Source organism: Brevundimonas sp. GW821-FHT12C05, assembly GCF_058807475.1.
Genome location: NZ_JBXAQS010000001.1, coordinates 1862612 through 1884765, shown reverse-complemented (window position 1 = coordinate 1884765; position 22154 = coordinate 1862612). Strand labels below are relative to the sequence as shown.

The following is a 22154-nucleotide window of genomic DNA, read 5'->3' as shown; positions in this document are numbered from 1 at the left end:
CGCCCTTGGGAACGATGAAACCCGTTCCCGTCTGAAGTGGCGGCCGGTCCCTTGGTAGGGGGACATGTGGCCAAAAATCGATGGTGCGGTCGAGAAGACTCGAACTTCCACGGGTTGCCCCACAGCGACCTCAACGCTGCGCGTCTACCAATTCCGCCACGACCGCTCGCATCGGAGGGCGGCTGATAGCGGAGAGAATGGGGAAAGGGAAGGGGGCGCCGGAAGGCGCAGGAATTAGCGTGTGGGAATTAGGGTGCAGGGCCCGGTTTGAGCCTACAGCCGCAGCGCTGTGATCAGGCCGCCCCGGCCATGAAGTCGTAGACGTCGGCGGCCCGGGTCACCGTGATGGCGATGCGGTCTTCGCGAATCTCGATCTCGCCGCGCGCGACCGGGTGATTGTTGGCCAGGATCCAGACCTCGTCGTGCTCCGACGCATCCAGCGGAATCACCGCCCCGCGGCCCATCCGGAGCAGCTGGCTCATGGGCAGCACGGAGCGCCCCAGGACGACCGAGATCTCGACATCGACAGCTTCGATCTGGCTCACGGGGGACTCTGATACTGAAGGGGACAGGGCGGGGTGGTCTTGCATGGGGCTCCCGATCCCCACATTGGGGGCGACATGCTTTCCCAGTCCTTAAGCGAAACCGTATCAAAGCTGGCCCGGACCGACGGTCGGGCCGTCGAATGGGCGCGTTCGGACGGCTATGTCGACTATCCCGCCGCCGTCGAGGCCATGGAGGCCCGCGCCGCCGCCATCGCGGCGGGCGAGGCGCCCGAGCTGATCTGGCTGCTGGAGCATCCGCCGCTGTACACGGCGGGGGTGTCGTCCAAGGACGACGACCTGCTGGACGCCGGCCGCTTCCCGGTCCACCGCAGCGGACGGGGCGGGCAGTTCACCTACCACGGCCCCGGTCAGCGGGTGGCCTATGTGATGCTGGACCTGAACGCGCGCGGCAAGGATGTCCGCGCCTTCGTGCGCGGCCTGGAGCAATGGATCATCGGGGCCCTGGGCGAGTTCAACGTCGCCGCCGACGTGCGCGAGGGCCGCGTCGGCGTCTGGGTCGAGCGCAAGGGGCCCGGTTGGTCGCGCGAGGACAAGATCGCCGCCATCGGCGTCAAGGTAAGGAAGTGGGTCAGCTTCCACGGCATCAGCCTGAACGTCGAACCCAACCTGGACCATTTCGGCGGCATCGTGCCGTGCGGCATTCAGGAGCACGGGGTCACCAGCCTGGTCGACCTCGGCGTCCCCGCCACGATGGACGAGGCGGATGAGGCTCTGAAGATCAGCTTCCGGCGGGTGTTCGGAGCGGTGCAAGCGGGGACGGCGCCGGTTTGAGGCGCGGGGCCTGAAACGGCCTCAGCCGGCCTGACGTGAGACGGCCACCGTTCGGGACAGGTCTCCGATCGTCACCTCGCCGAAGCGGGTGAGCAACCGCCGCTCCGCCTCGACCATGGCGTCCTCCAGGGCGACGTTGACCGCCCGCTCCACCAGACATCGGGGATCGTCGTCCGAGAGGCCGATCGCGAACACCTTGGGGCTGCCCAGCGCGGCGTGAATGTCGCGCAGCGTGACCTCGTCAAGGGATTTGGCGAGTGTCCAGCCGCCCCCGTGGCCCTTCACCGACGTCAGATAGCCGGCGGTCTTGAGCCCGGCCATGGTGCGTCGAACCACGACCGGATTGGTGTGGAGCATTCGGCCGATGGTCTCCGAGGTCACGGGGGCGCCGATGTGATCCATGTGAATCAGCACGTGCAGCATCCGGGACAGGCGGTTGTCAGTGGGCATCCGGCCAATCTAGGTCATCCCATCACGTAACAAAAGGGGTTGCATGATGTGCGCTGCGCATCATATCTGTCTCGCAACATCAAAAGTTACGAGAGTCCGCGATGGATGAGTATGACGCGATCGTAGTGGGGGGCAGCTTCGCCGGCCTGTCCGCCGCCATGCAGCTGGCCCGGGCGCGCCGCCGGGTCCTCCTGGTCGACGCCGGTCGCCCCCGGAACCGGTTCGCCGCGACATCCCAGGGGTTCCTCGGTCAGGACGGGGTCGCGCCCGCGGACATCATGCGCGAGGGCCTGACCCAGCTGGCGCGATACTCGACCGTCGATTTCGTCCATGCCGAGGCCGTTTCGGCGGCCCGGGACGCGGATCGCGCGACCGTGACTCTGTCGGACGGCGCTGAGGTGACCGGGCGCAAGCTCATCCTGGCCACTGGGGTCACCGACGATCTGCCCCTTGAATCGATGATCCCCCGCTGGGGCGTCAGCGTCCTGCACTGCCCCTATTGCCACGGCTACGAAGTGCGCGACCGACGGTTCGCCGCCATCGCCAACGTCCCGGGGGCCGTGCACCAGGCGATGATGCTGCCGGACTGGGGCCCGACCACCTTCTTCACGCAAGGCGTCTTCGAGCCGACCGGGGAAGAGGCGGCGCTGCTCGCCGCGCGCGGGGTCGGGGTCGAACGCACCCCGGTCGTCGAACTGCTGGGCGAAGGCTCCGGAACCGAGGCTTTGCGGTTGGCGGACGGCCGCATCGTTCCCGCCGAGATCGTCTTCACCGCGCCCCGCACGCGCATGGCCAGCCCTCTGGCGGAACAGCTGGGCTGCGCCTTCACCGACGGCATGACCGGGCCTCATATCGAGGTCGATCCGATGCAGCAGACCAGCGTGCCCGGCGTCTTCGCGGCGGGCGATGCGGCCACGGCGATGTTCAACGCCACCCTGGCCTCGGCGGCGGGGGTCATGGCGGGTGTTTCGGCCCACCGCGCCATGGTCCTGGACGAAGCGGGCGGAAGCCGTCCATGAGCGGCTTCGACGATCCCGCCGCGGTCGCCCGCTATGCCGAAAATCCGCCCCGTCTGGTGCCCGGATTCAGCGACCTTCAGCGCATGACCCGGTTGCTGCTGGCGGAGACGGCGCCGGCCGACGGCCGGATCCTCGTGGTGGGCGCCGGCGGCGGGCTGGAGCTTCGCGCCTTCGCCGACGCCCAGCCGGACTGGCGGTTCGTGGGCGTCGATCCCTCGGCCGAGATGCTCAAGCTGGCGCGAGCGACCCTGGGTCCGTGCGTTGCGCGAGCGGAACTCCACCACGGCTATGTCGGCGCGGCGCCGGAGGGACCCTTCGACGGCGCCTGTTGTCTGCTGACGCTGCATTTCGTGCCGGTGGAGCAGCGCCTTTCGACCCTGACGGAGATCCGGCGCAGGCTGAAGCCGGGCGCGCCGCTCGTCGTCGCGCACCACAGCATCCCCGAGGGGCCGGATCGGACTCTCTGGCTGGATCGCTTCGCGGCCTTCGCCGCCGACAACGGCGTCCCGATCGACAAGGCGAAGGGCGGCGCCCGCGCGCTGGGCGATCAACTGCCCCTCCTGTCGCCGGAAGCGGAAGTCGATCTCCTGAGCGCCGCCGGTTTCACCGATCCCCAGCTCTTCTACGCGGCCTTCACCTTCCGGGGCTGGGTCGCCCGCGCCTGACCCGCAGCGCGTCCACGCTCGCCCCGCCCTTCATCCACGGAGTGTCCCATGTCCGCTGATCCGGTCATCCATGATGCGCGCCGCAGGCGCCATATCCTCACCGCCGTCTGCATCGCATTGATGGCTGTGATCGCCGGCGTCACCGGGCTCAACGTCGCCCAGCCGCCGATGGCGCTGGCGCTCAGGGCGTCCCAGGCCGAGGTGCTGTGGATCATCAACATCTACGCCGTCACCCTGGCCGCCTTGCTGCTGCCGCTGGGCGCCCTGGGGGACCGTCTGGGCCGCAAGCCCATGCTCCTGGCCGGCCTGGTGCTGTTCGGCGTCGCGAACCTGGCGTCCCTTCTGGCGCCGACGACCGGGATCATGCTCGCGTCCCGCTTCCTGGCCGGCGCAGGCGCGGCGGCCATCATGCCGGTCACCCTTTCGGTCATCACCTCCGCCTTTCCGGACGAAGCGCGCGCCAAGGGCGTCGGGATCTGGACCGCCGTCGCCGGCGGCGGCGGGATCATCGGCATGTTCCTGTCGGCGGCGCTGGTGGACCTCGCGTCCTGGCGCCTGCTGTTCGTCCTGCCGGTCGCCCTGGCCGGTGTGGCCGCCGTGCTGACGCTGCGCGCCGTGCCCAACTCGCGGCAGGCTTCCGTCCCTCGCTTCGACAGCGTCGGAGCCCTCCTTTCCATCATCGGCGTCGTCGGCTTGACCTACGCGCTGCACGAGGGCCCGGCGCATGGATGGACCGCGCCGCCGACCCTGATCGGCGCGGCGGTCGGGCTGTTCGGAGCGGCGGCCTTCATCTTCTGGGAACGACGCCATCTCGCCCCCCTGCTGGAGATCCGCCTGTTCCGTCAGCGGGGACTGACCGCCGGCTCGGTGACCCTGATCGTCTGGTTCGGGGTGCAGGCCGGCGTCTTCATCGTCCTGTTTCCCTTCTTCCAGGTCATCATGGGGTGGTCGGGCCTGATGGCGACGCTCGCGTTGATGCCGATGGCGGTTCTGATGATGGCGTCCTCGGGGCTGGCGCCGAAGCTCTCGGGCCGGATCGGCGGGCGGCTGACGATGGGTCTGGGCACGGGCCTGGGCGCGGCGGGGTTGGCCCTGATGGCGAGCCTTGTGTCCGTCGAGGGCGGCTATCTGGCTGTCCTGCCGGGGATGGCGGCCATGGGCCTGGGCATGGGGCTGGCCATGACGCCGTCGACAGAGGCCATCACCCTGGCCCTGCCTCGCGATCGACAGGGGGTCGCCTCCGCGATCAACGACGTCACGCGCGAGTTCGGCACGGCCCTGGGGGTCGCCTTGCTCGGCGCGCTCTTCGCCGCCGGCTACGCCCGGCATGTCGCCTCCGGCCTCGTCGGCGGCCCCGTCGAGGTTTCGAGGGACCTCGGCAGGGGCGTGGCGGGCGCCGTGACCTGGGCCGGCAGCGGCGATCCGGTCGTTCAGGCCATGGTTCAGGCGGCGAAGGCGGCGTTCGTTCTAGGCTGGCGGGACGCCATGTGGGTGGGGGCCGTGGTCCTGGCGGTCCTGGCGGCCTACGTGCTGCTCGCCGGGCCGCGTCACTCCGCTGGAGCCGGGGCGGGCCTGCCGCCGCCCGCCAGGACGGATTGACCCAGGGCGACGATCGACAGGGCGGCGGTGGCGGCGGCGATCGTCACCCAGAAGCCGGCGCGGGCGCCGTACAGGTCCACGATCGAACCCGAGACGAAGGCGCCCAGGGCCATGCCGATGCCGATGCCGGTCATCACCCAGGTCACGCCTTCGGTCAGGACTTCAGCCGGGACGCGGCGCTCGATCAGTCCGAAGGCCGTGATGAAGGTGGGCGAAATGGCGACGCCGCTGAGGAAGATGGTCGCGGCCAGCAGCCAGACGCTGTCGGCCAGCAGCAGCGGCACGGACGTCAGAAGCAGGACCCCCAGGGCCGTCAGCAACTGGCGATGCAGGGGCGCCTTGAGGTTCAGCGCCCCGATGAGCAGGCCGACGGCGAAAGACCCCAGGGCGTAGACGCCGATCACCAGGCTGGCGGCGCCGGGTTGGTTCAGTTCGCGGGTCAGGGCGACGGTGCTGACCTCGGCGGTGGCGAAGATGGCGCCGACGAAGATCAGGGCCAGGGTGATGATCTGAACCGGACGGCGCGTGATGGCCGAGCGATGCGCGACGCCCTCAGACCCGCGAACGGGGGGCTCGGTGCCGCGCTGGATGACGAAGGCGGTCATGCCCAGGGCCAGGGCCAGCGTCGAGGCGACCAGACCCGCCTCGGGGAACAGGGCGACCGACAGGCCGACCGAAAGCGAGGCCCCGGCGATGTAGACCAGTTCGTCGGCGGCGGATTCGAAGGCGAAGGCGGTGTTCAACTCGGGCCGGTCCCGGAACAGCTCCGTCCAGCGGGCGCGGACCATGGCCGGAATGCTCGGCATGGCGGCGGCCAGGAAGGCGAAGACGAACAGGGTCCAGACCGGCCAGCGCTGGTGCGTCGCCAGGATCAGTCCGATGAAGGCGATGACCGCGACCGCGGCCGTGGGGATCAGCAGTCGGCTCTGTCCAAAGCGATCGACCAGGCGCGAGATCTGCGGCGCGGCCAGGGCGTTGGTCAGGGTGAAGACGGCGGCGACCGCCCCGGCCAGCCAGTAGGCGCCGTGGGTCTGGGCCAGCATGGTGACGATGCCGATGGGCGCCATGGCGATGGGCAGGCGGGCGACGAAACCCGCCGAGGCGAAGCCCGCCGCCCCGGGCGCGCTGAAGATGACTCTGTAGGGATTGGCCATTGGGGAACCGCCTCGATGTGATTACATACGTCTCGTATGTGAGCGAAGTGGTTACATACGCACCGTATGTCAACGCAGTGGAGAAGACTTTTGCCGACAGGCCGTCAGATCAAGCCCAAACCCCGGGCCGAGAGGCTCGCGGAGACCCGTGCGACCCTCATCGCCGCGGCGCGGCGGGCCTTTGGCGAGAAGGGCTACGCCGAGGCGTCGATGGACGACTTCACGGCCGAGGCCGGGCTCACCCGGGGCGCGCTCTACCACCACTTCGGAGACAAGAAGGGGCTGCTGATGGCGGTGATCCTTCAGATCGATTCCGAGATGGCGGCGCGCCTGAACGCGATCTCCGCCGCCGCGCCGGACCGCTGGCAGGGGTTCGTCGACGAGAACGTGGGCTATATCGAGATGGCGCTGGAGCCTGAAATCCAGCGCATCGTGCTGCGCGACGGCCCGGCGGTGCTCGGCGACCCGTCCCAATGGCCCAACAACGACGGCTGCATCGCCGCCATCGCAGCCAGCGTGCAGCGGCTGAAGAGCGAGGGTCTGGTCAGGGACGTCGACGCCGAGGCTGCCGCCCGGCTGATCTGCGGGGCCTCGACCTACGCGGCCCAGTGGATCGCCAACGCCGAAGATCCGGCGGCGACCGCCAGGCGGGCCATTCCGGCGTTCCAGGCCCTGATGGAGGGCCTTCTGCGCGGGACTGAAGCGTCGCGGGGGTGATGCAGAGACCATCGCCTTCGGGGTGCCGGCTGACGCGTTGAGGACGATTACGCCGGGGGCTGGGCCCAGGCGGTCTGGTTCGATCCGGCCAGCGCCCGAATGTACGCCTCCAGCGTGACCTCGCCCTTCTCCGTGTCGGACCGCGGGGTCATGGGGCCGTCAACGGCGGCGGCGGTCATGCGGGCGTAGGCGGCGGCGGCGGGGGCGGAGAAGCCCTGGGCGCGGTAGGCGGCGATCCAGCCGTCACGCGGCGTGGAGACCGCCTCGACCGGTCGGCTGAGGGCGGCGGAGAAGGCGCGCGCGACATCGACGATCGTGTAGCGGTCAGGACCTTCGATGGAGACGAGGCCTACGTCGTCGAGCCCCGAGATCAGGCGGCGGGCGGCGGCGCGGCCGAGATCGACGGGGGCGACCATGGGCATCTCGAAATCGAGCGGGAGCATGGTCTGGAGTTCGCCCGTGTCTCGGACCTCGGCCAGCTGGAGGTCGAAGTTGGACAGGTAGTAGGCGGCGCGGTTGACGGCGGCGGGGACGGGTTGGGCGGCCAGGCCCTTCTCCAGGCCGTAGAGGACGCTGGAGTCGCCGGTGGCGGGGGCCAGGGTCTCGCCGGCGACGGCGCCCATGGTGCTCTCGGCGACGACCTTCTCCAGGCCGGAGCCGTCGAGGGCGGCGAGGATGGCGCGGACCGTGGCGGTCTCTTCGGCGTCAGTATCCGTAGAGGGGGCGGCCGGCGGGTTGAGCAGGAACGCGCGGCGGCCGCGGCGGAAGGCGGCGCGCAGGCTGTCGGGATCGCGGGCGTCGACGACGGCGGTTCCGGCGCCTCTGACTTCCAGGGCGGCGGCCTTGTCGGGGCTGTGGATGAGGGCGAGGACGGGGTGGTTCCGGGCCAGGAGGGCGTCGACGCAGGCGCCGCCGACGTGGCCCGTGGCGCCCATGATGACGTACATGGCGGGTCTCCGAAGGTGTGTGGAGAAAGTGGCGGCGGCGAGGGGTGGTTCCCAGACTGCTGACAGGCTCCCGCCGTCGACTGGACGAGAATCACGAAGGACGTCGGCGACGGATGGGCTTCTGCGCCGTTGCGGCCCGGCCGTCCCGCGTTAGCATCGTAGATCCCGAATGAATGGAGGCGTCGGACCATGCCCAAGGCGAAGAAGAAGCTCCTTCCCAAGGACTTCGACGCCCTTCTCAAGGCGGGCGACATCGCCGCACTCAAGACCGTCTTCGACGCCTGTGAACTCGATGCGCGGGGCGGATACGGCAAGCAGACGGCTCTGGCGTTCCGGGATTGTCCGGATGAACTGGCGCGCTGGCTGGTCGGGCAGGGGGCCGATATCGAGGCCCGGGACACTTACGGCCGCACGCCGCTGCACGAACACGCCGGAAGCTGGCAGGGCAAGGTGGAGGCCCTGCTGGACCTGGGCGCCGACATCCAGGCGCAGGACACGGAGGGCGACACCCCGCTCCACAAGGCCGCCCGGTCCGGCAACGCCGGGGCGGTGCGCGTCCTGCTGGCGCGCGGCGCGCGGGCCGACGCGCTCAACGCCGCCGGCCTGACGCCTCTGGCGGCGGGCCTGCAGTACTGCAGCAACGCCCAGATCGAGGCGATGGCGGAGATCTCCGCCCTGCTGCTGGCGGCCGACCCGCCCAGAAAGCCGGGCTTCGTCGATCGGGTCCGGCGCGCCGTTTCGGGTGGCGGCGACGCGCCTGCGCAAGGCCTGCCGCAGATGCGGGCCTTCGTGCAGCGGATCGGGGAGAATTTCGAGTTCCACCGCGCGGGCTTCAATCCCGACTATCTCGAGGCGACCAGCGCCGCGCTGGATCGGCTCTACGTATTGTTCGACGCCCCGCCGGTCCCGCGCCGGCTGATGCACGATGGTCGCGCGCCGATCGTCGTCCAGCCGGGACGCTGGCAGGATCAGCAGCAGGCGCTGTGGGCTTTGCTGGTCCCGTCCAGCGGCGCCGCGGCCACGGTGCAGGGCGAGGTCATCCGCATCGCCGGACGCATCGCCGACGAGGTCGATCGCAACGGCGGCGCCAACTGGGACGCCGACTACCGCCGCATGGGCCAGGCCTTCCTGGCGCACCTCGCCTCGGGCGCGCCCCTGCCTGAAGCCGAACGGGACCGGGCGGCCCGACTGGTCGCGGAGGCGCGCACCCGCGAGGGCGCGGGCGGCGAGCTGTGCGAACTGGCGGTCCGGTGGGTCCGCCTGAACCCCACGCCGGTTCCTCTGTCGGCGCCGGGCTATGCGCGGTGAGGCGTCTGCTCGGCTCGGGTTACGAACCCCATGTCTACGAGGACGGGAGCCGGCTGATCTATCAGCAGCCGGTCGGGTCCGGGCATGCCGATCTGGAGTTCACTTTCGAAATCGCTCGGCGCGACCTCGATGTCCTGCTGGCCGATCCGTATCGCAGGGCGGTGCTGGAAACGGTGGGACACGCGGTGCTGCAGAGGTCCGCCATGCCCGGCGCCGAGCCCGTCACCCAGGCGGATTTCGACGCCCTCGTCGCCCGGGTGCTGCATTCCGATCCGGTGATGCTGGAGCAGTACATCGAGCAGGCTGGCCGGGACTATCACACCGCTTTTCGCATCTATATCGACGACACCCTCGTGCGGTGGTCGGTCAAGACCCCGGAGACGGCGCGGGACAGCGCCCGCCCGTCCAGCGATCCGCCGCCCAATGGCGCACCGCCGTGGGCGCTCAAGCGCGAGCGGGCGTTCAAGGTTGATCCGAACATCGCCGTCCTGCTCAAGGTCGTGATCGTCGTCGCCTTGGCCGCCCTGCTGTGGACTGTGGTCCGTCGGCTGACGGGGGTCTAGGGGGCTTCCGCCCCCTCACTCTCCGACCGGCATCACGGTCGGCAGCGGCTCGGCCCGCTCGCCCCGCTTGTTCCTCAGCCGGTAGCGGCTCTGATAGGCGCGGCGCTGCTTGGCGACCTCGTACAGGACGATGCCCGAGCTGGTGCCAAGGTTCAGGCTCTCGATCATGCCGAACATGGGGATGCTGACGCACAGCGCGCTGCGTTCCACGGCCCGGTCGCTGATGCCGACGGCCTCGCTGCCGAACCAGACGGCCAGCTTGGTCTGGACCGTGTAGTCGCCCTCATCGAGGAAGATGGACGCCTTGCCCTTCACGTGGGGCGAGGTGACGACCGAGGTGAAGCCCTTGCTCTCGAGATAGTCGAAGCAGTCATCGGTGCTGTCGAACCGCCGCACGAAAGTCCACTTCACCGCCGAGACGGAAATCTTCGACAGGGGGCGATCCCCGCGCAGCTCCTGCCAGTCATCGGACAGGGCGCGCTTGGGATCGACGACATAGACCTTCTCGACGCCCATAGCGTTGGCGTTGCGGATCACCGTGCCGATATTCTTGATATCGGACGGGTTCTCGATCACCGCGATCAGGTTCTTGCAGCGGAACGGCTTGATCGCATCGGCGCGGACGCGGACCGACCGCTTCGACGGGGCCTTGGTGTCTTCTTCTTCCATGGCGCCGTTCTAGCTTTGCTTCAGGCCGGCGCGCCACCCGCGATCGTGCCGGGACGACGGATTAGGCGCCGCGCCGACCGTTCACCGAAAGACGGCGCCGTTGGCCGATGCGGTGTTGCGGGCGATCCGAACGGCTGGTCGAAAGGCCGCCTGTTCCGTCGGGGTCTTCCATGCGTTCCATCTCCTGCTTCACCAGCGCCGTGATGGCCCTCGCCTTGGCCGGTCTCGCCTCGAACGCCGCTGCCCAGGCGACGCCGGATGTTGATCTGAACGCCGTGTTCAGCGCCATCGACCCGACCGGCCCGGGGTGCGCCGTGGGCCTGGCGCGGCCGGGACAGCCCGTCCTGCGCGGCGCCCGGGGCATGGCCGACCTTGAGCATCCCGACCCGCTGACGCCCGCCACGGTCTTCGAAAGCGGCTCGCTGGCCAAGCAGTTCACCGCCGCCGCCATGCTGCTGCTGGTTCAGGACGGCAAGCTGGGGCTGGACGACGACATCCGCCTGTATCTGCCCGAGATGCCGGACTACGGGACGCCGATCACGATCCGGCATCTACTCACCCACGCCAGCGGCCTGCGCGAGCAGTGGAGCCTGCTGGCCCTGACCGGCAATCCGCCCGGAACCCAGGTCCACAGCCAGGCGGTCATCCTCGATCTCGCCTCGCGCCAGAGGGGGCTGAATTTCGCGCCGGGCGCCGAGTTCCTCTACACCAACACCAACTACAGCCTCGCCGCGATCATCATCGCGCGGGTCAGCGGCGAGAGCCTGCAGGCGTTCACCGACCAGCGCCTGTTCAAGCCCCTGGGCATGAGCCAGACCCGCTGGCGCGAGGACTTCCGCACGGTGGTCCCGGGCCGCGCGACGGCCTATGCGCCCGCCGAGGGCGGCTTCATCGCCAACATGCCGTTCACCAACGTCGTTGGAAACGGCGGCCTGCTCATCACCCTCGACGACCTGCTGCGCTGGAACGCCTTCCTGGACCATCCCTCCGACCTGCCGGGCGGGGCGCGGCTGGTCGCCGCGATGGAGACGCCGGGCCGCCTGAACGACGGAACCGTCACGCCCTATGGCCTGGGGCTGGAGCTGGACCGGGCGCATGGCCTGCCGCGTGTGGGGCACAGCGGTTCGACCGGCGGATACAAGACCTGGACGGCCCGCTATCCCGACGCCGGGCTGTCCGTCGCCGTGCTGTGCAACAACGGCGGGATCAATCCTATCGCGCTGGGCGAAGCGCTGGCGGACCAGGCGCTGGTCGCCGCCGGCCGTCCGGTCGAGGACCCCGTCGCCCCGGCGCCGGCGGCGCCTCCGTCGGCCGTCCCGTCGGCCGATCTGGCGTCCTATCAGGGCCTGTTCCGGAACCCCGTCACCGGCGAGCTGCTGCGGACGGCGCTGGCGGAGGGGCGGCTGACGTTGATGCAGGGCCGATCCCAGGACCTGATCCCGCTCGGCGGCGAACGGTTCACGCGGGCCGACGGCGACAGCGTCCGCTTCGTCCTGAGCGGGCAAGGGCCGACCGAACTGGTGCTGAGCCATGAGGCGAAGGAGACCCGCTATGGCGCGGTCCAGCCGCCCCTTCAGGATCTCGCCCCCTATGTCGGAACCTATTACAGCGCCGAACTGGATGCGCGGATCAGCGTGGTCCGTCAGGGCGGGGCGCTGGTGATCCGCCAGGCCTTCGGGGTCGAGTGGCCGCTGACGCCGCGTTTCGCCGACGGGTTCTCGACTCCCTTGCGCGGGGTGACGACCTTCGTGTTCACGCGCTCGGCGGACGGGCGGATCGACGGCGTCCGGGCCTGGGCCGGCGGCGCGCGCGACATCGCGTTCGTCCGCCGGTAGGTCAGGCGTCGGGCGGTGTCTCGTCGTCCTCGGGGCGCCGTCGTCCACGGGGCCACGCCAGCGCCCCGAACGCGACCAGCAGGCCCAGCCCGGCGGCGCCCAGCACGATGCGATAGGGCGGCGGAATGCGCTCCGCCAGCGACGGCGGATAGCTCATGTCCCAATAGGATGCTTCGGTCGCCGGCGCCGGCGGCAGGGCCGTTGCCCAGGCGGGCAATTCGGCCGCCGGGGTGGGGATGGAGGGATCGGGCGCGGGCGCCGGCGGCGGTGCGGGCGGCTCGGGCGGATAAGGCTCCTCTCCGGCCAGGACCCGCAGCGTGGCGACGGCCTCGGGGCTGCCGCTACGGAACAGGAAGGCGCCCGAGCAGGGATACTGGAAGACCGTGAAATCCGGCGCCGACGGCGCGCCAGGCTGGGCCCGGCGCAGCGCGATCAGATAGCGGCCGTTCGGCATCCGCTCCGGTTCGCCGAAGGTCGAGTTGTCCCACCTCACCCGAATCCGCCGCGGCGACCGGCCGACCAAGGTGTTCTCCACCGCCACGTCGAAGACCACATAGTCGCCGATCACGCTCTTGGATTCCTCGGGGAAGAGGTCCTTCAGCGCCGGATTGCGCGCCAGCATCTCCCGGTGCTGTCGCCGCCGCTCCTGGTCCAGAACGGTCCTGTAGCCGCTCAGCCGGCCGACCACGACGATCTCCGCCTCCCGAACATCGCGCGGGTCCAGAGAACGGTACATGGCGCAGGCCTGCACCGCCTGGGGGAGCCCGGCCGCCATCAGGCCCAGCGCCAGGACGATCCGGAAAGACTGCATCTCAAGGCCCGCCTTCTGCGATGGAGCGGCCATTCTGGCGCGGGAAGGCTAACGGCGGATTTCGCCGCACGGCTTTTCGTCAGGACACAGCTACGCTTGCGGGACACGGTGGCGGCAGATTCAGGCGCAGGCCCGCGATATCGGGTGGCCCCCCGGGGCCGCAGGCCCTATCTGGAGACCATGACCGACGCAGACCGTATTGAAGCCCTCCTGGACATCGTGGACGACAGCCGGACCGAACAGCCCGCCGCGAGCGAGCAACTGGCTGTGCTGGGACTGGTCGAGCGGCGCGGCAAGGCCCGCTTCTGGCCGACCAACGCGGGCTGGAACCTGATGAGCAGCCTCGGCCGCCCCTTCGACGTCGCCCCGAGCGCCCGCCGGGCCTGACGCCCACTTCCTCGCGATCAAGCAAATCTTCACGCCCCGCCTGCTGAATGGCGCGGCGGAGGACAATCATGCGAACCATTCTGATCGTGGCGGCCGGTCTCGGCCTGGCCGGTTGCGGCGGCGCCGGCGGCGTCAGCCAGCCCGACCTGAAATGCTACACCCTGTCCTCGATGATCCTGTCCGGCCCGCGCGGCAACGCCGACGCCGCCGCCTCCATGGCCTATTACATGGGCCGGCTGGATGCGGCCGATCCGTCGGGCGACTGGGCGAAGGCCATGCCGGCGACGCGAACCGCGTTGACGGCGCTGCCCGAGGCTGAACTGCAGCGGCTGGTCAAGGACTGCGGCGACGGGCTCGCGGCCAGCGTGGCGCGACAGAAGGCCGTCCGCGAGGCGGCACGTTAGGGTTCAGGCTCCGCCCAGCGCCTCGATCAGCACGCCCATGTTCTTGATGTACTCGCCGGTCGAGATTCCCATCACCGGATAGTCGGTGATGTAGGGCGAGGTGTCCGAGGCGTCGCCCACGCGGGTGATGCGGAACTCGCCCGGCGCCACCTCGGGCGAGCCGTCGCCGATATAGGGATTGCTCACCGCCTTCAGCGGCGTGGGCCAGTAGCCGCGGCCGTTCAGCCCCGCCACCAGTCCGGCGATGACGGCGGGCTCGGCCGGCGGGCGGCGCCCGTCGCTGGTCATGTCCGAGACCGAGATGTCTTGCAGGGTGAAGTAGCGGGGCAGGGCCACCGACCCTCGCGGCGCCAGCAGGGGCGAGCCCTCCGACGCCTGCTCCGGCGTCATCGCCATGAGCCGCGCGTATTCGGCCCGCATGCGCTCGACATTGACCGCCCGGAACGAGCTGTAGTGGATCACCGTGTCGTTGGGATCGCCGTCGACATAGTAGGCGCCGTTGACGACGTTCGAGCCGCGCCGGTGCACATACAGCGGCCTGTTGGTTCCCGGCTCGATGAAGGTCGGATGCGTCCGGCCGTCGCGCTGCAGCCGCTGCGGCAGGCGCACGCCGTCCAGCCAGTCCAGCGCCTCGGGCACGCGCGCCAGGTATTTCCGGTCGCCGGTCAGGCGGTAGAAGCTGAACAACTGCTCGATGTTCGCCGCCGTGGTGTGGGTGGCGTAGGCTTCGGGTTCATAGGTCCGGGCGGCGGCGGGCTTCAGCGTATCGGCGTGATGCTGCAGCCCCCATCCGGCCTGGGGCGCCGGCTGCTGGCAGGCCAGGAAACAGTCCATCGCCCGCCGGATCGGATCGTCCAGTCTGCGGTCATTGAGCGTCTGGCGGCAGAAGATCAGGAATTTGATGTTCTCGCCCGCCACGTCGTCGTTGAAGGTGATGTAGCCGGTGTAGTCGGGCCGTCCGTGCAGCCCCGCCCCGTCGGTGCGCGGATAGCGCTGCGGCCAGCCGCCGTTGGCGTACTGGCTGTCCAGGACGAAGCGGATGGCCTTGTCCAGCGGCGCTCGCCACTCGCGCTCGCGCTTCTCCAGATACAGCCGCAGCAGGAACTGCGACGCCTCGGAGGTGCCCGCGTCGTCGAAGGTGGCGTTGCCGTAGTCGTGGTGGAATTCCTCCATCCGCCAGGCGTTCTTCCCATACGTCTCGTACCAGCGGCGCAGGGACTCGGGCCCGGCGGTGTCGATGACGTAGTTCCAGCCGCCCGAGGGATGCTGGCCCCTGACCAGCGCCCGCGCCGCGCCGGCGGCGGCCTCGTAGAACTGTTCGTCGCCGGTGGCGTGGTACGCGTCCAGGAACAGGTGGCCCATGGTCCCGGTGCCCGGCGGTTGCACCCAGATCATCGTCGGCGCCGCTTCCAACTCGCCCCAGCGGCGCGAGAAATCGGGCAGGGCGGACCAGACATAGCCGCCGCCCACCGACGCCTCTTCGGTCATGAACCGCGTCGCCCGCTTCATTGTCGCCAGCACGGCCGCTCGGTCGGGCGCGGCGGCCTGCGCGCCCGTTCCCGCGAAAGCGGGCAGGGCGGCCAGCAGCGGCGCGGCGGCGCCCGCGGCCAGCAGGCCGCGACGGGACAGGGTCTGGGTCATGCCGGCATCCTCGCGGCGGTCAGAAGGCCCGGCAAGTTGGGTTGTTCCTGACACCGGTGTCAAGGCTGCGCGCCTTTCCCCTCGAGAATGGAGGAAGATCGCGCCGAACCATCACAACCCCGGTCCCCAACGCATTGATCTCCAAGCCAACCCACCCCCGCCAGCGTCTTATTCCCGACGTCCCTCCGGCCCCGTGGGATAATGAGGGGATGGGAACGACGGCGACATCGACGGATCGGGACGAGGCGCTGCGGCAGGCGCTGGCCTTCACCTTCCACCGCGAAGACCCCGAAGCCACCATCGCCTCCATTGAGGACCAGGTCGCGAAGTTGTCCGACGGGGGCCGTTCTGATGACGCCGGTCGCCTGATGCGTGTCGGCATGACCGCGGTGCGGTTCTGGCAGATGAAGGAGCGGCTGCGCGCCCGCCATGCGCCGCCCGCGCGACCATCAAAACCGGCTCCCGACCCGGATCCCGATCCCGAACCCGCCCTCCCGCCCATCGAACTGCGCCCGGCCCAGCGCCCGCCCAAGGCAATGCCCGACGGCTCGGACTGGCGCACCTGGCTGTTCCTGGGCGGGCGCGGCGCGGGCAAGACCCAGGCGGGCGCCGAATGGCTGGCGGACCAGGCCGAGGTCCTGGGCAAGGGCGGCCGCCTGGCCCTGATCGGCCCGACCCTGCACGACGTGCGCGAGGTGATGATCGAGGGCGTCTCGGGTTTGCGCGCGCTGCCGCGCTGGACGGCCAAGACCCGTCCGGTGTTCGAAAGCTCGCGCCGCCGCCTGAAATTCGCCAACGGCTGCATCGCCTACGCCTTCTCGGCCGAGGATCCCGACAGCCTGCGCGGGCCCCAGTTTTCGGCCGCCTGGGCCGACGAGTTCTGCGCCTGGCGGGCCTCCGGCGCACGCGGCGCCGCCGAGACCCTGGCCCTGCTGCGGATGGGGCTGCGCTTGCCGCTTCCTCCCCCGGCGGGGGAGGGCGACCGCGAAGCGGCGAAGGGGCGCCCGACGCATCCCCGCCTCCTCGTCACGACGACCCCGAAACCCACCCGCGCCCTGGTCCGCCTCAAGGACGAAGCCTCCTGCGCCGTCACCCACGCGAGCGCCGCGGACAACGCCGACCACCTCGCCCCCGGCTTCCTCGACGGCCTTCGCGCCCTCTACGGCGGCACGAAACGCGAGGCGCAGGAGCTGGAGGGCAGGATCGTCGAGCTCGACGGCTCCCTGTTCACGGCCGAGATGATGGTCCGGGCGCGTTCTCCCTCCCCTTTATGGGGAGGGATGTCGACGCGCAGCGGCGACAGGGTGGGGTGCGTATCCGAGCGCGCGGTTCCCCACCCGTCTGTCGCTGCGCGACAGCCACCCTCCCCAGGAGGGGAGGGAGAAGCGGAATACGAACGCATCGTCGTCGCCATCGACCCGCCGGCCACCGCCTCGGGCGACGCCTGCGGCATCATCGCGGCGGCCTCTCGCCTGCGCCCGGACGGCGTGCGCGAGGCGGTGGTGCTGGCTGACCGCTCGGCCCACGGCCTGTCGCCCGAGGAGTGGGCCCGCCGCGCCGTGGCCCTCGCCCGCGAGGTCAAGGCCGGCTGCATCGTCGCCGAGGTCAACCAGGGCGGCGACATGGTCGTCTCGGTCCTCAAGGCCGTCGACCGCCCGCTCCCCGTCCGCACCGTTCGCGCCACCAAGGGCAAGGTCCTGCGCGCCGAGCCGGTCGCCGCCCTCTACGAACAGGGCCGGGTCAAGCATGCGGGGATGTTCGAGGCGCTGGAGGAGGACCTGCTGATGCTCGGCTCCGAGCTCGGCGAAGGCTCGCTCGACCGCGCCGACGCCCTGGTCTGGGCGGTCACCGACCTGCTGCTGGACCGGCCGGGGGCGAGGGGGCCGAGGGTGCGGGCGTTGTGATAAGAGGATCGGGCGCGGCCCCGCGGCGTGGCGACCCCAATGACTCTCTCAGGCGGACTCTGATGCAGAACGAACTGGTGTTCCGGACGGGCCTGGCGAAACGAACCCTGGGGTGGCTCGTCTTTCTGGGCGCCGCGGTCGCTCTGGCCGCCATGATCTATGGCCTTGTCACCCACCTCGATACGCAGACCTCGGCCGATCTGTGGTCCGGACTGGTCATCGGGGTCTTCCTCGCCGGCCTCATGGCGCTCGGGATTTCAATCCAGAGCATGCGCTGGAGCATCGAGGGCGAAACGGTCGTCTTCCGTCATCTGTTCAGAACCAGGACGATCCCCGTCTCCGGACTGGCCGGCTACGGAAAACTGATCATCATCGTCGCCGCCGCGCCCATCGCCCACCTGGACCTCTACGATCGCGACCTGAAGCACGTCGTCCGGCTTCCCATGGGCCTGAAGGACGAGGCGAAGGCGGAGGCCTGGTTCGCACAACGCTTGCGCCCCGTCGTCAACGACGGCAGCGCCGCACTGCCCCGGCTGAGGTTCGCCGACACGCCAAGAGGCTGAGGGGAGCCGAGGGTGAGCAGATTATACGTCGCCGTCGGTCGCGGCGATCATCGCGGGGATGATCGACCAGCCGGCCGCCCGGGCGATGGCGGCGGTCGAATTTCCGTCAATGACCAGCCATCGGCCTTCGCTGATCGACTGAACGTCAATCGGCGCGCGAAGCGCTTGCCGACCGTTTCGCGCCGCCTCCATGTACCGGACCGCGTTCGCGACTCCCTCGGGCCGCAAATGCGAGAGGACGAGTTGATCGACAGGCAACTCGGTTTGTCCCTCTACCATGACGAAATACGCGGAAGCCTCTTCCGGCAGGGCCAGCGCCAGAGCCGTGATTTCAGGGGGAAGGGGGATCAGTTCGATCTCCGATCCGTTGAATACTGGAATAATGGTCATGGCCACGGCTCGACGGGATGGACGGAGAACGATGGTTAACGGGTTATAGACCGTTGCCGGTGATGATGGGGTTGGATAAGCAGACAACCGAAACCATTTGCTTTCGTGGCCTCGAGTTTCAAACTGAACCGGTGATCGACGATGAGTCGCCGGGCAACAAGGGATTGAAGTAGATGCGCACGATCAAGCGTCCGTATTTCGCAGAAGCCGCTCGACGCCCCTATTTCGCCTGATCGCCTATCGCTTCATCGTTTCGAGCAACTCCAGTTCGAAATAGCGCCGCCAGCCCAGGCGCATATGCAGATCCGCATATGCGTCCGTAATCGCAGCGTCATCCTGGGATATCTGGGCGGCCCTGAGGCATTTCTCGATCCCGTCTCGCGCCACCCTCGAGGTGACCGCAAAGGTGATCATCGCCAAGCCTTCGCTATCCATCAGGTCACTTGCAAACGTCTTTCCCGGATGGGTTTGAAGCGCGGGCTTGGCGAAGAATGCCGTGATCTCGGCTTCAATCGCGGTCCGCTCGGACCTCAGTTGCGTCGGCGTATGATATTCCCGCTCGATCATGAAGGTGATCCGGTTGAACTCCAATGAGAGTCGATCCGGCGGATCCATCTTGGTGTAGGCGGTATCGCCTTCAATCTGCTCGCAATACTCGATCGCTCCGTCCAGGTCGCCGATCACATAGAACACGAGCGGCACAGCGCGGACTTCAACCGATTTGATCTGGCCGGCCTTGAACAGGGCTCCGGCCTCGGCGAGCCAATCATCGGCATGTTTGCGGAACAGGCGTGTCAAATCCCCGCCCGGACGTTGGCTGGCGACCACGCCGGCCAAAATCCAGGCGAAGCGCCGCGCCTCAGGGCCGCCTCGACAGCATTGATCCAGGTTCTTGATCAATTGCTGCAGCCGCTTGCTGTCAGCCGGCTCCGACGGCAACCACGACTTTGCGTCCTCGATCATATCGCGAAGGGCGAGCACATTCGGCGGACGAGGGGCGCCGGCCCAGACCTCCTCCGAGTATTTGAGCATCCCTTCGAAGACCTGTTGGCGCGCGGCGCGGCGCGTTTCTTCCTCCACATTCCAGTTGGCCGTGATCATCTCGCGGATCAGTCGGCTCTGATTTTCAAGGCTTTCGATCGTGTCGGCGACCGATCCCATCAGCGCGCTGAGGCGTGGGTCGAAGGCTCGCGCCGGCTTGTATGTGAGGTCGTGCATCTTCCGTGACCATGCGTTGTGAAGCAGGGTCTTGAACTGCACCTCGAAATGGAGCGCCTCTCCATTGATCGTGAAGGTATAGTTGAGATGCGTGGCGTAGTAGCCATTGAAAGCTTCGTGCTTGACCTCGTCCTTGAACTTCGCCTTCCGCGAACGAAGAGCCCGCTTCGCGGCCTGCACAGCCTCCTCAACATAGTCCGGATAGGCGATAACCATCGTTATGCCGACGATGTCGTTGATCTCCAGAAAGTGCGCGGTGGTGGGGCTTTTGCCCCATTTGCGGACCTTTGAAGCGATCTTTTCCGGCGACTTGAAGGGCCCGCCCGCGGCGGCATTGTCGGGGCGGCCGTAAACTTCGATGATCTTGTCGGAGCCGAGCCGTTCGCGAACACCCTCGCACGCGTCCAGCGCCAACCGGTTCACCCGGCGGTAGTCATCGCTGTATCGCTTCAGAAACTCGTCAGCCTTCGAATAGCCGCTCATTACGCTCCCCGTTTGTCCCCAAGACCGACAACCCGGCTAACGATAAAACGACTTTACTGCAACGCTGGCGGGTGGAACTCCTCGCCGATCAGGGCGAGCCCCTCACCCGAACTCCACCAGTACGTCATCCGCCGCCACCGGATCGCCGGCCTTGGCGCTGACGGCCTTCACCACGCCGTCGCGCTCGGCCTTGAGGATGTTCTGCATCTTCATGGCTTCGATGATGGCGACGGTTTCGCCGGTCTTGACCTCCTGGCCGACGACGACCGGGATGGCGACGACCAGGCCCGGCATCGGGCTCAGGACCATCTTGGAGGTGTCCGCCGCCACCTTCTCCGGCAGGCGGGCGTAGAGGTCGGCCAGGCGGGGGCGCAGCACGCGGACGCGGGCCTTGGCGGCGCGGTGGCGGATCTGGAAGCCGTCGGCGACGCGGGCGACCTCGGCGGTGAAGGGTTCGCCGTCCAGTTCGGCGCGGAACTGGGGTTGGCCCGGACGCCAGTCGATCTCGGTCAGGCGGGCGTGGCCGCCGCCGGTGAAGGCCAGCAGCAGGGCCTCGTCCTCGTCATAGGACAGGTCGACGCCATGGGGAGCCTTGTCGATCAGGACGATCCAGTCGGTGCGGTCGGACGGGTCGCCGTCCTGCTCGGCGATGATCTCGTTCATGGCCACGGCGGCGGCGGCGATGAGGTGGACCTGATGCGGCGAGGGAGGCAGGCCGTGGAAGCCCTCGGGGAACTCGTCCTTGATGTAGCTGGTCGAGATATTGCCCGAGCGGAAGCGGGGCTGGTCCATCACGGCGGCGAGGAAGGGCACATTGTGGCCCAGGCCGGCCAGATGGGTGTCCTCCAGCGCGCGGGCCATGCCGGTCAGGGCCTCGTCGCGGGTCGGAGCCCAGGCGCACAGCTTGGCGATCATGGGGTCGTAGAACATGCTGATCTCGTCGCCCTCGCGGACGCCGCTGTCATTGCGGACGACATAGCCGTCCTCATGCTCGCCTTCCTCGGGCTGCTCGTAGCGGACCAGGCGGCCGATGGAGGGCAGGAAGCCGCGGTAGGGGTCCTCGGCGTAGATGCGGCTCTCGATGGCCCAGCCGTTGATCTTCAGGTCCTTCTGTTCGAAGGCGAGTTTCTCGCCCCAGGCCGAGCGGATCATCTGCTCGACCAGATCGACGCCGGTGATCAGTTCGGTGACCGGGTGTTCGACCTGCAGGCGGGTGTTCATCTCCAGGAAGAAGAACGACTTGTCCTGGCCCGCCACGAACTCGACCGTGCCGGCGCTGTCGTAGTTCACGGCCTTGGCCAGGGCGACGGCCTGGGCGCCCATGGCGGCGCGGGTGGCTTCGTCCAGCAGCGGGGAGGGGGCCTCCTCGATGACCTTCTGGTTCCGGCGCTGGATCGAGCATTCGCGCTCGAACAGGTGGACGACGTTGCCATGCTTGTCGCCCAGCACCTGGATCTCGATGTGGCGCGGGTCGATGATGAATTTCTCGAGGAAGACCCGGTCGTCGCCGAAGGCGTTCAGCGCCTCGGCCTTCACCGCCGCGAAGCCTTCGGCCATGTCGTCGTCGGAGTGGGCGACGCGGATGCCCTTGCCGCCGCCGCCGGCGGAGGCCTTGATCATGACGGGGTAGCCGATCTCGCGGGCGATCTTCACCGCTTCCTCGGTCGAATCGATCAGACCCATGTGGCCGGGGACGGTGGAGACCCCGGCGTCCTGGGCGAACTTCTTGGAGGTGATCTTGTCGCCCATGGCGTCGATCGCCTCGGGATTCGGGCCGATGAAGGCGATGCCTTCGGCCTTCAGGCGGCGCGCGAAGCCGGCGTTCTCGCTCAGGAAGCCGAAACCGGGGTGGACCGCTTCCGCGCCCGTTTGACGCACCGCGTCCACGATCTTGTCCGCCAACAGATAGCTTTGCGCGGCGGGGGCGGGGCCGATCAGAACGGCCTCGTCGGCCATTTCGACGGCCAGCGAACCGGCGTCCGCTTCAGAGTACACCTGCACCGTGGCTATGCCCATGCGGCGGCAGGTCTTGATGATGCGGACGGCGATTTCGCCGCGATTGGCGATCAGGATCTTCTTGAACATGAAGG

Annotated in this window: 22 protein-coding genes and 1 tRNA gene; 12 read left to right on the top strand and 11 right to left on the bottom strand. The window is 68.8% G+C overall.

The window, feature by feature from the left end:
- Window positions 1-81: 81 nt before the first annotated feature.
- Together AC1RRF_RS09210 and AC1RRF_RS09205 are read right to left on the bottom strand one after the other, a co-directional pair.
- Window positions 82-166 (bottom strand) — tRNA-Leu (locus AC1RRF_RS09210).
- Window positions 167-293: 127 nt separating this feature from the next.
- Window positions 294-590, bottom strand: coding sequence for a FliM/FliN family flagellar motor switch protein (locus AC1RRF_RS09205; RefSeq protein ID WP_492834098.1), 297 nt, complete (start codon window positions 588-590; stop codon window positions 294-296).
- A 30-nt stretch (window positions 591-620) separates the two neighbouring features.
- Here AC1RRF_RS09205 and lipB point away from each other — a divergent pair, with 30 nt between their 5' ends.
- Window positions 621-1337, top strand: coding sequence for a lipoyl(octanoyl) transferase LipB (gene lipB, locus AC1RRF_RS09200; RefSeq protein WP_492834097.1), 717 nt, complete (start codon window positions 621-623; stop codon window positions 1335-1337).
- Window positions 1338-1358: 21 nt separating this feature from the next.
- Here lipB and AC1RRF_RS09195 read toward each other — a convergent pair whose 3' ends face one another.
- The gene (locus AC1RRF_RS09195; RefSeq protein WP_492834096.1) at window positions 1359-1787 is read right to left on the bottom strand and encodes an Rrf2 family transcriptional regulator; all 429 of its coding nucleotides are present in this window, start codon (window positions 1785-1787) and stop codon (window positions 1359-1361) included.
- A 101-nt stretch (window positions 1788-1888) separates the two neighbouring features.
- Between AC1RRF_RS09195 and AC1RRF_RS09190 the strand changes: the two genes are divergently transcribed.
- Genes AC1RRF_RS09190 through AC1RRF_RS09180 form a run of 3 tightly spaced genes read left to right on the top strand, consistent with a single transcriptional unit; the run spans window position 1889 to window position 5070 of the window.
- Window positions 1889-2806, top strand: a complete 918-nt coding sequence (locus tag AC1RRF_RS09190; protein WP_492834095.1) for an NAD(P)/FAD-dependent oxidoreductase — start codon at window positions 1889-1891, stop codon at window positions 2804-2806.
- Window positions 2803-3471: a class I SAM-dependent methyltransferase gene (locus AC1RRF_RS09185; protein ID WP_492834094.1), complete on the top strand. Its 669-nt coding sequence runs from the start codon at window positions 2803-2805 to the stop codon at window positions 3469-3471. The genes AC1RRF_RS09190 and AC1RRF_RS09185 overlap by 4 nt, the downstream gene beginning before the upstream one ends.
- Before the next feature lie 48 nt (window positions 3472-3519).
- Window positions 3520-5070 carry an MFS transporter gene (locus tag AC1RRF_RS09180; RefSeq protein WP_492834093.1) on the top strand — a complete coding sequence of 517 codons (1551 nt, stop codon included), beginning with the start codon at window positions 3520-3522 and terminating at the stop codon, window positions 5068-5070.
- On the opposite strand, the gene AC1RRF_RS09175 is transcribed toward AC1RRF_RS09180, so the two are convergent.
- Window positions 5019-6224: an MFS transporter gene (locus AC1RRF_RS09175; RefSeq protein ID WP_492834092.1), complete on the bottom strand. Its 1206-nt coding sequence runs from the start codon at window positions 6222-6224 to the stop codon at window positions 5019-5021. The two genes, AC1RRF_RS09180 and AC1RRF_RS09175, sit on opposite strands and share 52 nt — an antisense overlap.
- Before the next feature lie 90 nt (window positions 6225-6314).
- Here AC1RRF_RS09175 and AC1RRF_RS09170 point away from each other — a divergent pair, with 90 nt between their 5' ends.
- Entirely contained in the window at window positions 6315-6941 is a 627-nt protein-coding gene (locus AC1RRF_RS09170) for a TetR/AcrR family transcriptional regulator (RefSeq protein WP_492834091.1), read from the top strand.
- 47 nt (window positions 6942-6988) lie between these two features.
- On the opposite strand, the gene AC1RRF_RS09165 is transcribed toward AC1RRF_RS09170, so the two are convergent.
- Window positions 6989-7888 carry an NmrA family NAD(P)-binding protein gene (locus AC1RRF_RS09165; RefSeq protein ID WP_492834090.1) on the bottom strand — a complete coding sequence of 300 codons (900 nt, stop codon included), beginning with the start codon at window positions 7886-7888 and terminating at the stop codon, window positions 6989-6991.
- A gap of 189 nt (window positions 7889-8077) precedes the next feature.
- Here AC1RRF_RS09165 and AC1RRF_RS09160 point away from each other — a divergent pair, with 189 nt between their 5' ends.
- Together AC1RRF_RS09160 and AC1RRF_RS09155 are read left to right on the top strand one after the other, a co-directional pair.
- The gene (locus AC1RRF_RS09160; RefSeq protein WP_492834089.1) at window positions 8078-9196 is read left to right on the top strand and encodes an ankyrin repeat domain-containing protein; all 1119 of its coding nucleotides are present in this window, start codon (window positions 8078-8080) and stop codon (window positions 9194-9196) included.
- Window positions 9193-9759 carry a hypothetical protein gene (locus AC1RRF_RS09155; RefSeq protein WP_492834088.1) on the top strand — a complete coding sequence of 189 codons (567 nt, stop codon included), beginning with the start codon at window positions 9193-9195 and terminating at the stop codon, window positions 9757-9759. The genes AC1RRF_RS09160 and AC1RRF_RS09155 overlap by 4 nt, the downstream gene beginning before the upstream one ends.
- A gap of 15 nt (window positions 9760-9774) precedes the next feature.
- Here the strand turns inward: AC1RRF_RS09155 and AC1RRF_RS09150 are convergent, their stop codons facing one another.
- Window positions 9775-10428: a TrmH family RNA methyltransferase gene (locus AC1RRF_RS09150; protein ID WP_492834087.1), complete on the bottom strand. Its 654-nt coding sequence runs from the start codon at window positions 10426-10428 to the stop codon at window positions 9775-9777.
- Window positions 10429-10598: 170 nt separating this feature from the next.
- Here AC1RRF_RS09150 and AC1RRF_RS09145 point away from each other — a divergent pair, with 170 nt between their 5' ends.
- Window positions 10599-12263: a serine hydrolase domain-containing protein gene (locus AC1RRF_RS09145; RefSeq protein WP_492834086.1), complete on the top strand. Its 1665-nt coding sequence runs from the start codon at window positions 10599-10601 to the stop codon at window positions 12261-12263.
- A 1-nt stretch (window position 12264) separates the two neighbouring features.
- On the opposite strand, the gene AC1RRF_RS09140 is transcribed toward AC1RRF_RS09145, so the two are convergent.
- On the bottom strand, window positions 12265-13074 hold the full coding sequence (locus tag AC1RRF_RS09140) for a hypothetical protein (protein ID WP_492834085.1): 810 nt from the start codon (window positions 13072-13074) through the stop codon (window positions 12265-12267).
- 180 nt (window positions 13075-13254) lie between these two features.
- Here AC1RRF_RS09140 and AC1RRF_RS09135 point away from each other — a divergent pair, with 180 nt between their 5' ends.
- Both AC1RRF_RS09135 and AC1RRF_RS09130 read left to right on the top strand, forming a co-directional pair.
- A complete protein-coding gene (locus AC1RRF_RS09135) occupies window positions 13255-13461 on the top strand; it encodes a hypothetical protein (protein ID WP_492834084.1) in 207 nt (68 codons plus the stop codon).
- A gap of 68 nt (window positions 13462-13529) precedes the next feature.
- On the top strand, window positions 13530-13865 hold the full coding sequence (locus AC1RRF_RS09130) for a hypothetical protein (protein ID WP_492834083.1): 336 nt from the start codon (window positions 13530-13532) through the stop codon (window positions 13863-13865).
- 3 nt (window positions 13866-13868) lie between these two features.
- Here the strand turns inward: AC1RRF_RS09130 and AC1RRF_RS09125 are convergent, their stop codons facing one another.
- Window positions 13869-15506 carry a pectate lyase gene (locus tag AC1RRF_RS09125; RefSeq protein ID WP_492834082.1) on the bottom strand — a complete coding sequence of 546 codons (1638 nt, stop codon included), beginning with the start codon at window positions 15504-15506 and terminating at the stop codon, window positions 13869-13871.
- Window positions 15507-15715: 209 nt separating this feature from the next.
- Here AC1RRF_RS09125 and AC1RRF_RS09120 point away from each other — a divergent pair, with 209 nt between their 5' ends.
- Together AC1RRF_RS09120 and AC1RRF_RS09115 are read left to right on the top strand one after the other, a co-directional pair.
- Complete coding sequence (locus AC1RRF_RS09120; protein ID WP_492834081.1) at window positions 15716-17410, top strand: terminase large subunit domain-containing protein; 1695 nt, start codon at window positions 15716-15718, stop codon at window positions 17408-17410.
- Between the two features lie 62 nt (window positions 17411-17472).
- Window positions 17473-17973: a hypothetical protein gene (locus tag AC1RRF_RS09115; RefSeq protein WP_492834080.1), complete on the top strand. Its 501-nt coding sequence runs from the start codon at window positions 17473-17475 to the stop codon at window positions 17971-17973.
- 21 nt (window positions 17974-17994) lie between these two features.
- On the opposite strand, the gene AC1RRF_RS09110 is transcribed toward AC1RRF_RS09115, so the two are convergent.
- The 3 genes from AC1RRF_RS09110 to AC1RRF_RS09100 form a co-directional block, all read right to left on the bottom strand.
- Window positions 17995-18363: a hypothetical protein gene (locus tag AC1RRF_RS09110; RefSeq protein ID WP_492834079.1), complete on the bottom strand. Its 369-nt coding sequence runs from the start codon at window positions 18361-18363 to the stop codon at window positions 17995-17997.
- 237 nt (window positions 18364-18600) lie between these two features.
- The gene (locus tag AC1RRF_RS09105; protein ID WP_492834078.1) at window positions 18601-20064 is read right to left on the bottom strand and encodes a RelA/SpoT-related domain-containing protein; all 1464 of its coding nucleotides are present in this window, start codon (window positions 20062-20064) and stop codon (window positions 18601-18603) included.
- Window positions 20065-20166: 102 nt separating this feature from the next.
- On the bottom strand, window positions 20167-22149 hold the full coding sequence (locus tag AC1RRF_RS09100) for an acetyl-CoA carboxylase biotin carboxylase subunit (RefSeq protein ID WP_492834077.1): 1983 nt from the start codon (window positions 22147-22149) through the stop codon (window positions 20167-20169).
- Window positions 22150-22154 lie beyond the last annotated feature (5 nt).

What these genes read in the sequence shown, in the direction of transcription:
- AC1RRF_RS09205 (WP_492834098.1), bottom strand. Translation starts at nt 590, where the DNA reads ATGCAAGACCACCCCGCCCTGTCCCCTTCAGTATCAGAGTCCCCCGTG.
- lipB (WP_492834097.1), top strand. Translation starts at nt 621, where the DNA reads ATGCTTTCCCAGTCCTTAAGCGAAACCGTATCAAAGCTGGCCCGGACC.
- AC1RRF_RS09195 (WP_492834096.1), bottom strand. Translation starts at nt 1,787, where the DNA reads ATGCCCACTGACAACCGCCTGTCCCGGATGCTGCACGTGCTGATTCAC.
- AC1RRF_RS09190 (WP_492834095.1), top strand. Translation starts at nt 1,889, where the DNA reads ATGGATGAGTATGACGCGATCGTAGTGGGGGGCAGCTTCGCCGGCCTG.
- AC1RRF_RS09185 (WP_492834094.1), top strand. Translation starts at nt 2,803, where the DNA reads ATGAGCGGCTTCGACGATCCCGCCGCGGTCGCCCGCTATGCCGAAAAT.
- AC1RRF_RS09180 (WP_492834093.1), top strand. Translation starts at nt 3,520, where the DNA reads ATGTCCGCTGATCCGGTCATCCATGATGCGCGCCGCAGGCGCCATATC.
- AC1RRF_RS09175 (WP_492834092.1), bottom strand. Translation starts at nt 6,224, where the DNA reads ATGGCCAATCCCTACAGAGTCATCTTCAGCGCGCCCGGGGCGGCGGGC.
- AC1RRF_RS09165 (WP_492834090.1), bottom strand. Translation starts at nt 7,888, where the DNA reads ATGTACGTCATCATGGGCGCCACGGGCCACGTCGGCGGCGCCTGCGTC.
- AC1RRF_RS09160 (WP_492834089.1), top strand. Translation starts at nt 8,078, where the DNA reads ATGCCCAAGGCGAAGAAGAAGCTCCTTCCCAAGGACTTCGACGCCCTT.
- AC1RRF_RS09150 (WP_492834087.1), bottom strand. Translation starts at nt 10,428, where the DNA reads ATGGAAGAAGAAGACACCAAGGCCCCGTCGAAGCGGTCGGTCCGCGTC.
- AC1RRF_RS09145 (WP_492834086.1), top strand. Translation starts at nt 10,599, where the DNA reads ATGCGTTCCATCTCCTGCTTCACCAGCGCCGTGATGGCCCTCGCCTTG.
- AC1RRF_RS09140 (WP_492834085.1), bottom strand. Translation starts at nt 13,074, where the DNA reads ATGCAGTCTTTCCGGATCGTCCTGGCGCTGGGCCTGATGGCGGCCGGG.
- AC1RRF_RS09135 (WP_492834084.1), top strand. Translation starts at nt 13,255, where the DNA reads ATGACCGACGCAGACCGTATTGAAGCCCTCCTGGACATCGTGGACGAC.
- AC1RRF_RS09130 (WP_492834083.1), top strand. Translation starts at nt 13,530, where the DNA reads ATGCGAACCATTCTGATCGTGGCGGCCGGTCTCGGCCTGGCCGGTTGC.
- AC1RRF_RS09125 (WP_492834082.1), bottom strand. Translation starts at nt 15,506, where the DNA reads ATGACCCAGACCCTGTCCCGTCGCGGCCTGCTGGCCGCGGGCGCCGCC.
- AC1RRF_RS09120 (WP_492834081.1), top strand. Translation starts at nt 15,716, where the DNA reads ATGGGAACGACGGCGACATCGACGGATCGGGACGAGGCGCTGCGGCAG.
- AC1RRF_RS09115 (WP_492834080.1), top strand. Translation starts at nt 17,473, where the DNA reads ATGCAGAACGAACTGGTGTTCCGGACGGGCCTGGCGAAACGAACCCTG.
- AC1RRF_RS09110 (WP_492834079.1), bottom strand. Translation starts at nt 18,363, where the DNA reads ATGACCATTATTCCAGTATTCAACGGATCGGAGATCGAACTGATCCCC.
- AC1RRF_RS09105 (WP_492834078.1), bottom strand. Translation starts at nt 20,064, where the DNA reads ATGAGCGGCTATTCGAAGGCTGACGAGTTTCTGAAGCGATACAGCGAT.
- AC1RRF_RS09100 (WP_492834077.1), bottom strand. Translation starts at nt 22,149, where the DNA reads ATGTTCAAGAAGATCCTGATCGCCAATCGCGGCGAAATCGCCGTCCGC.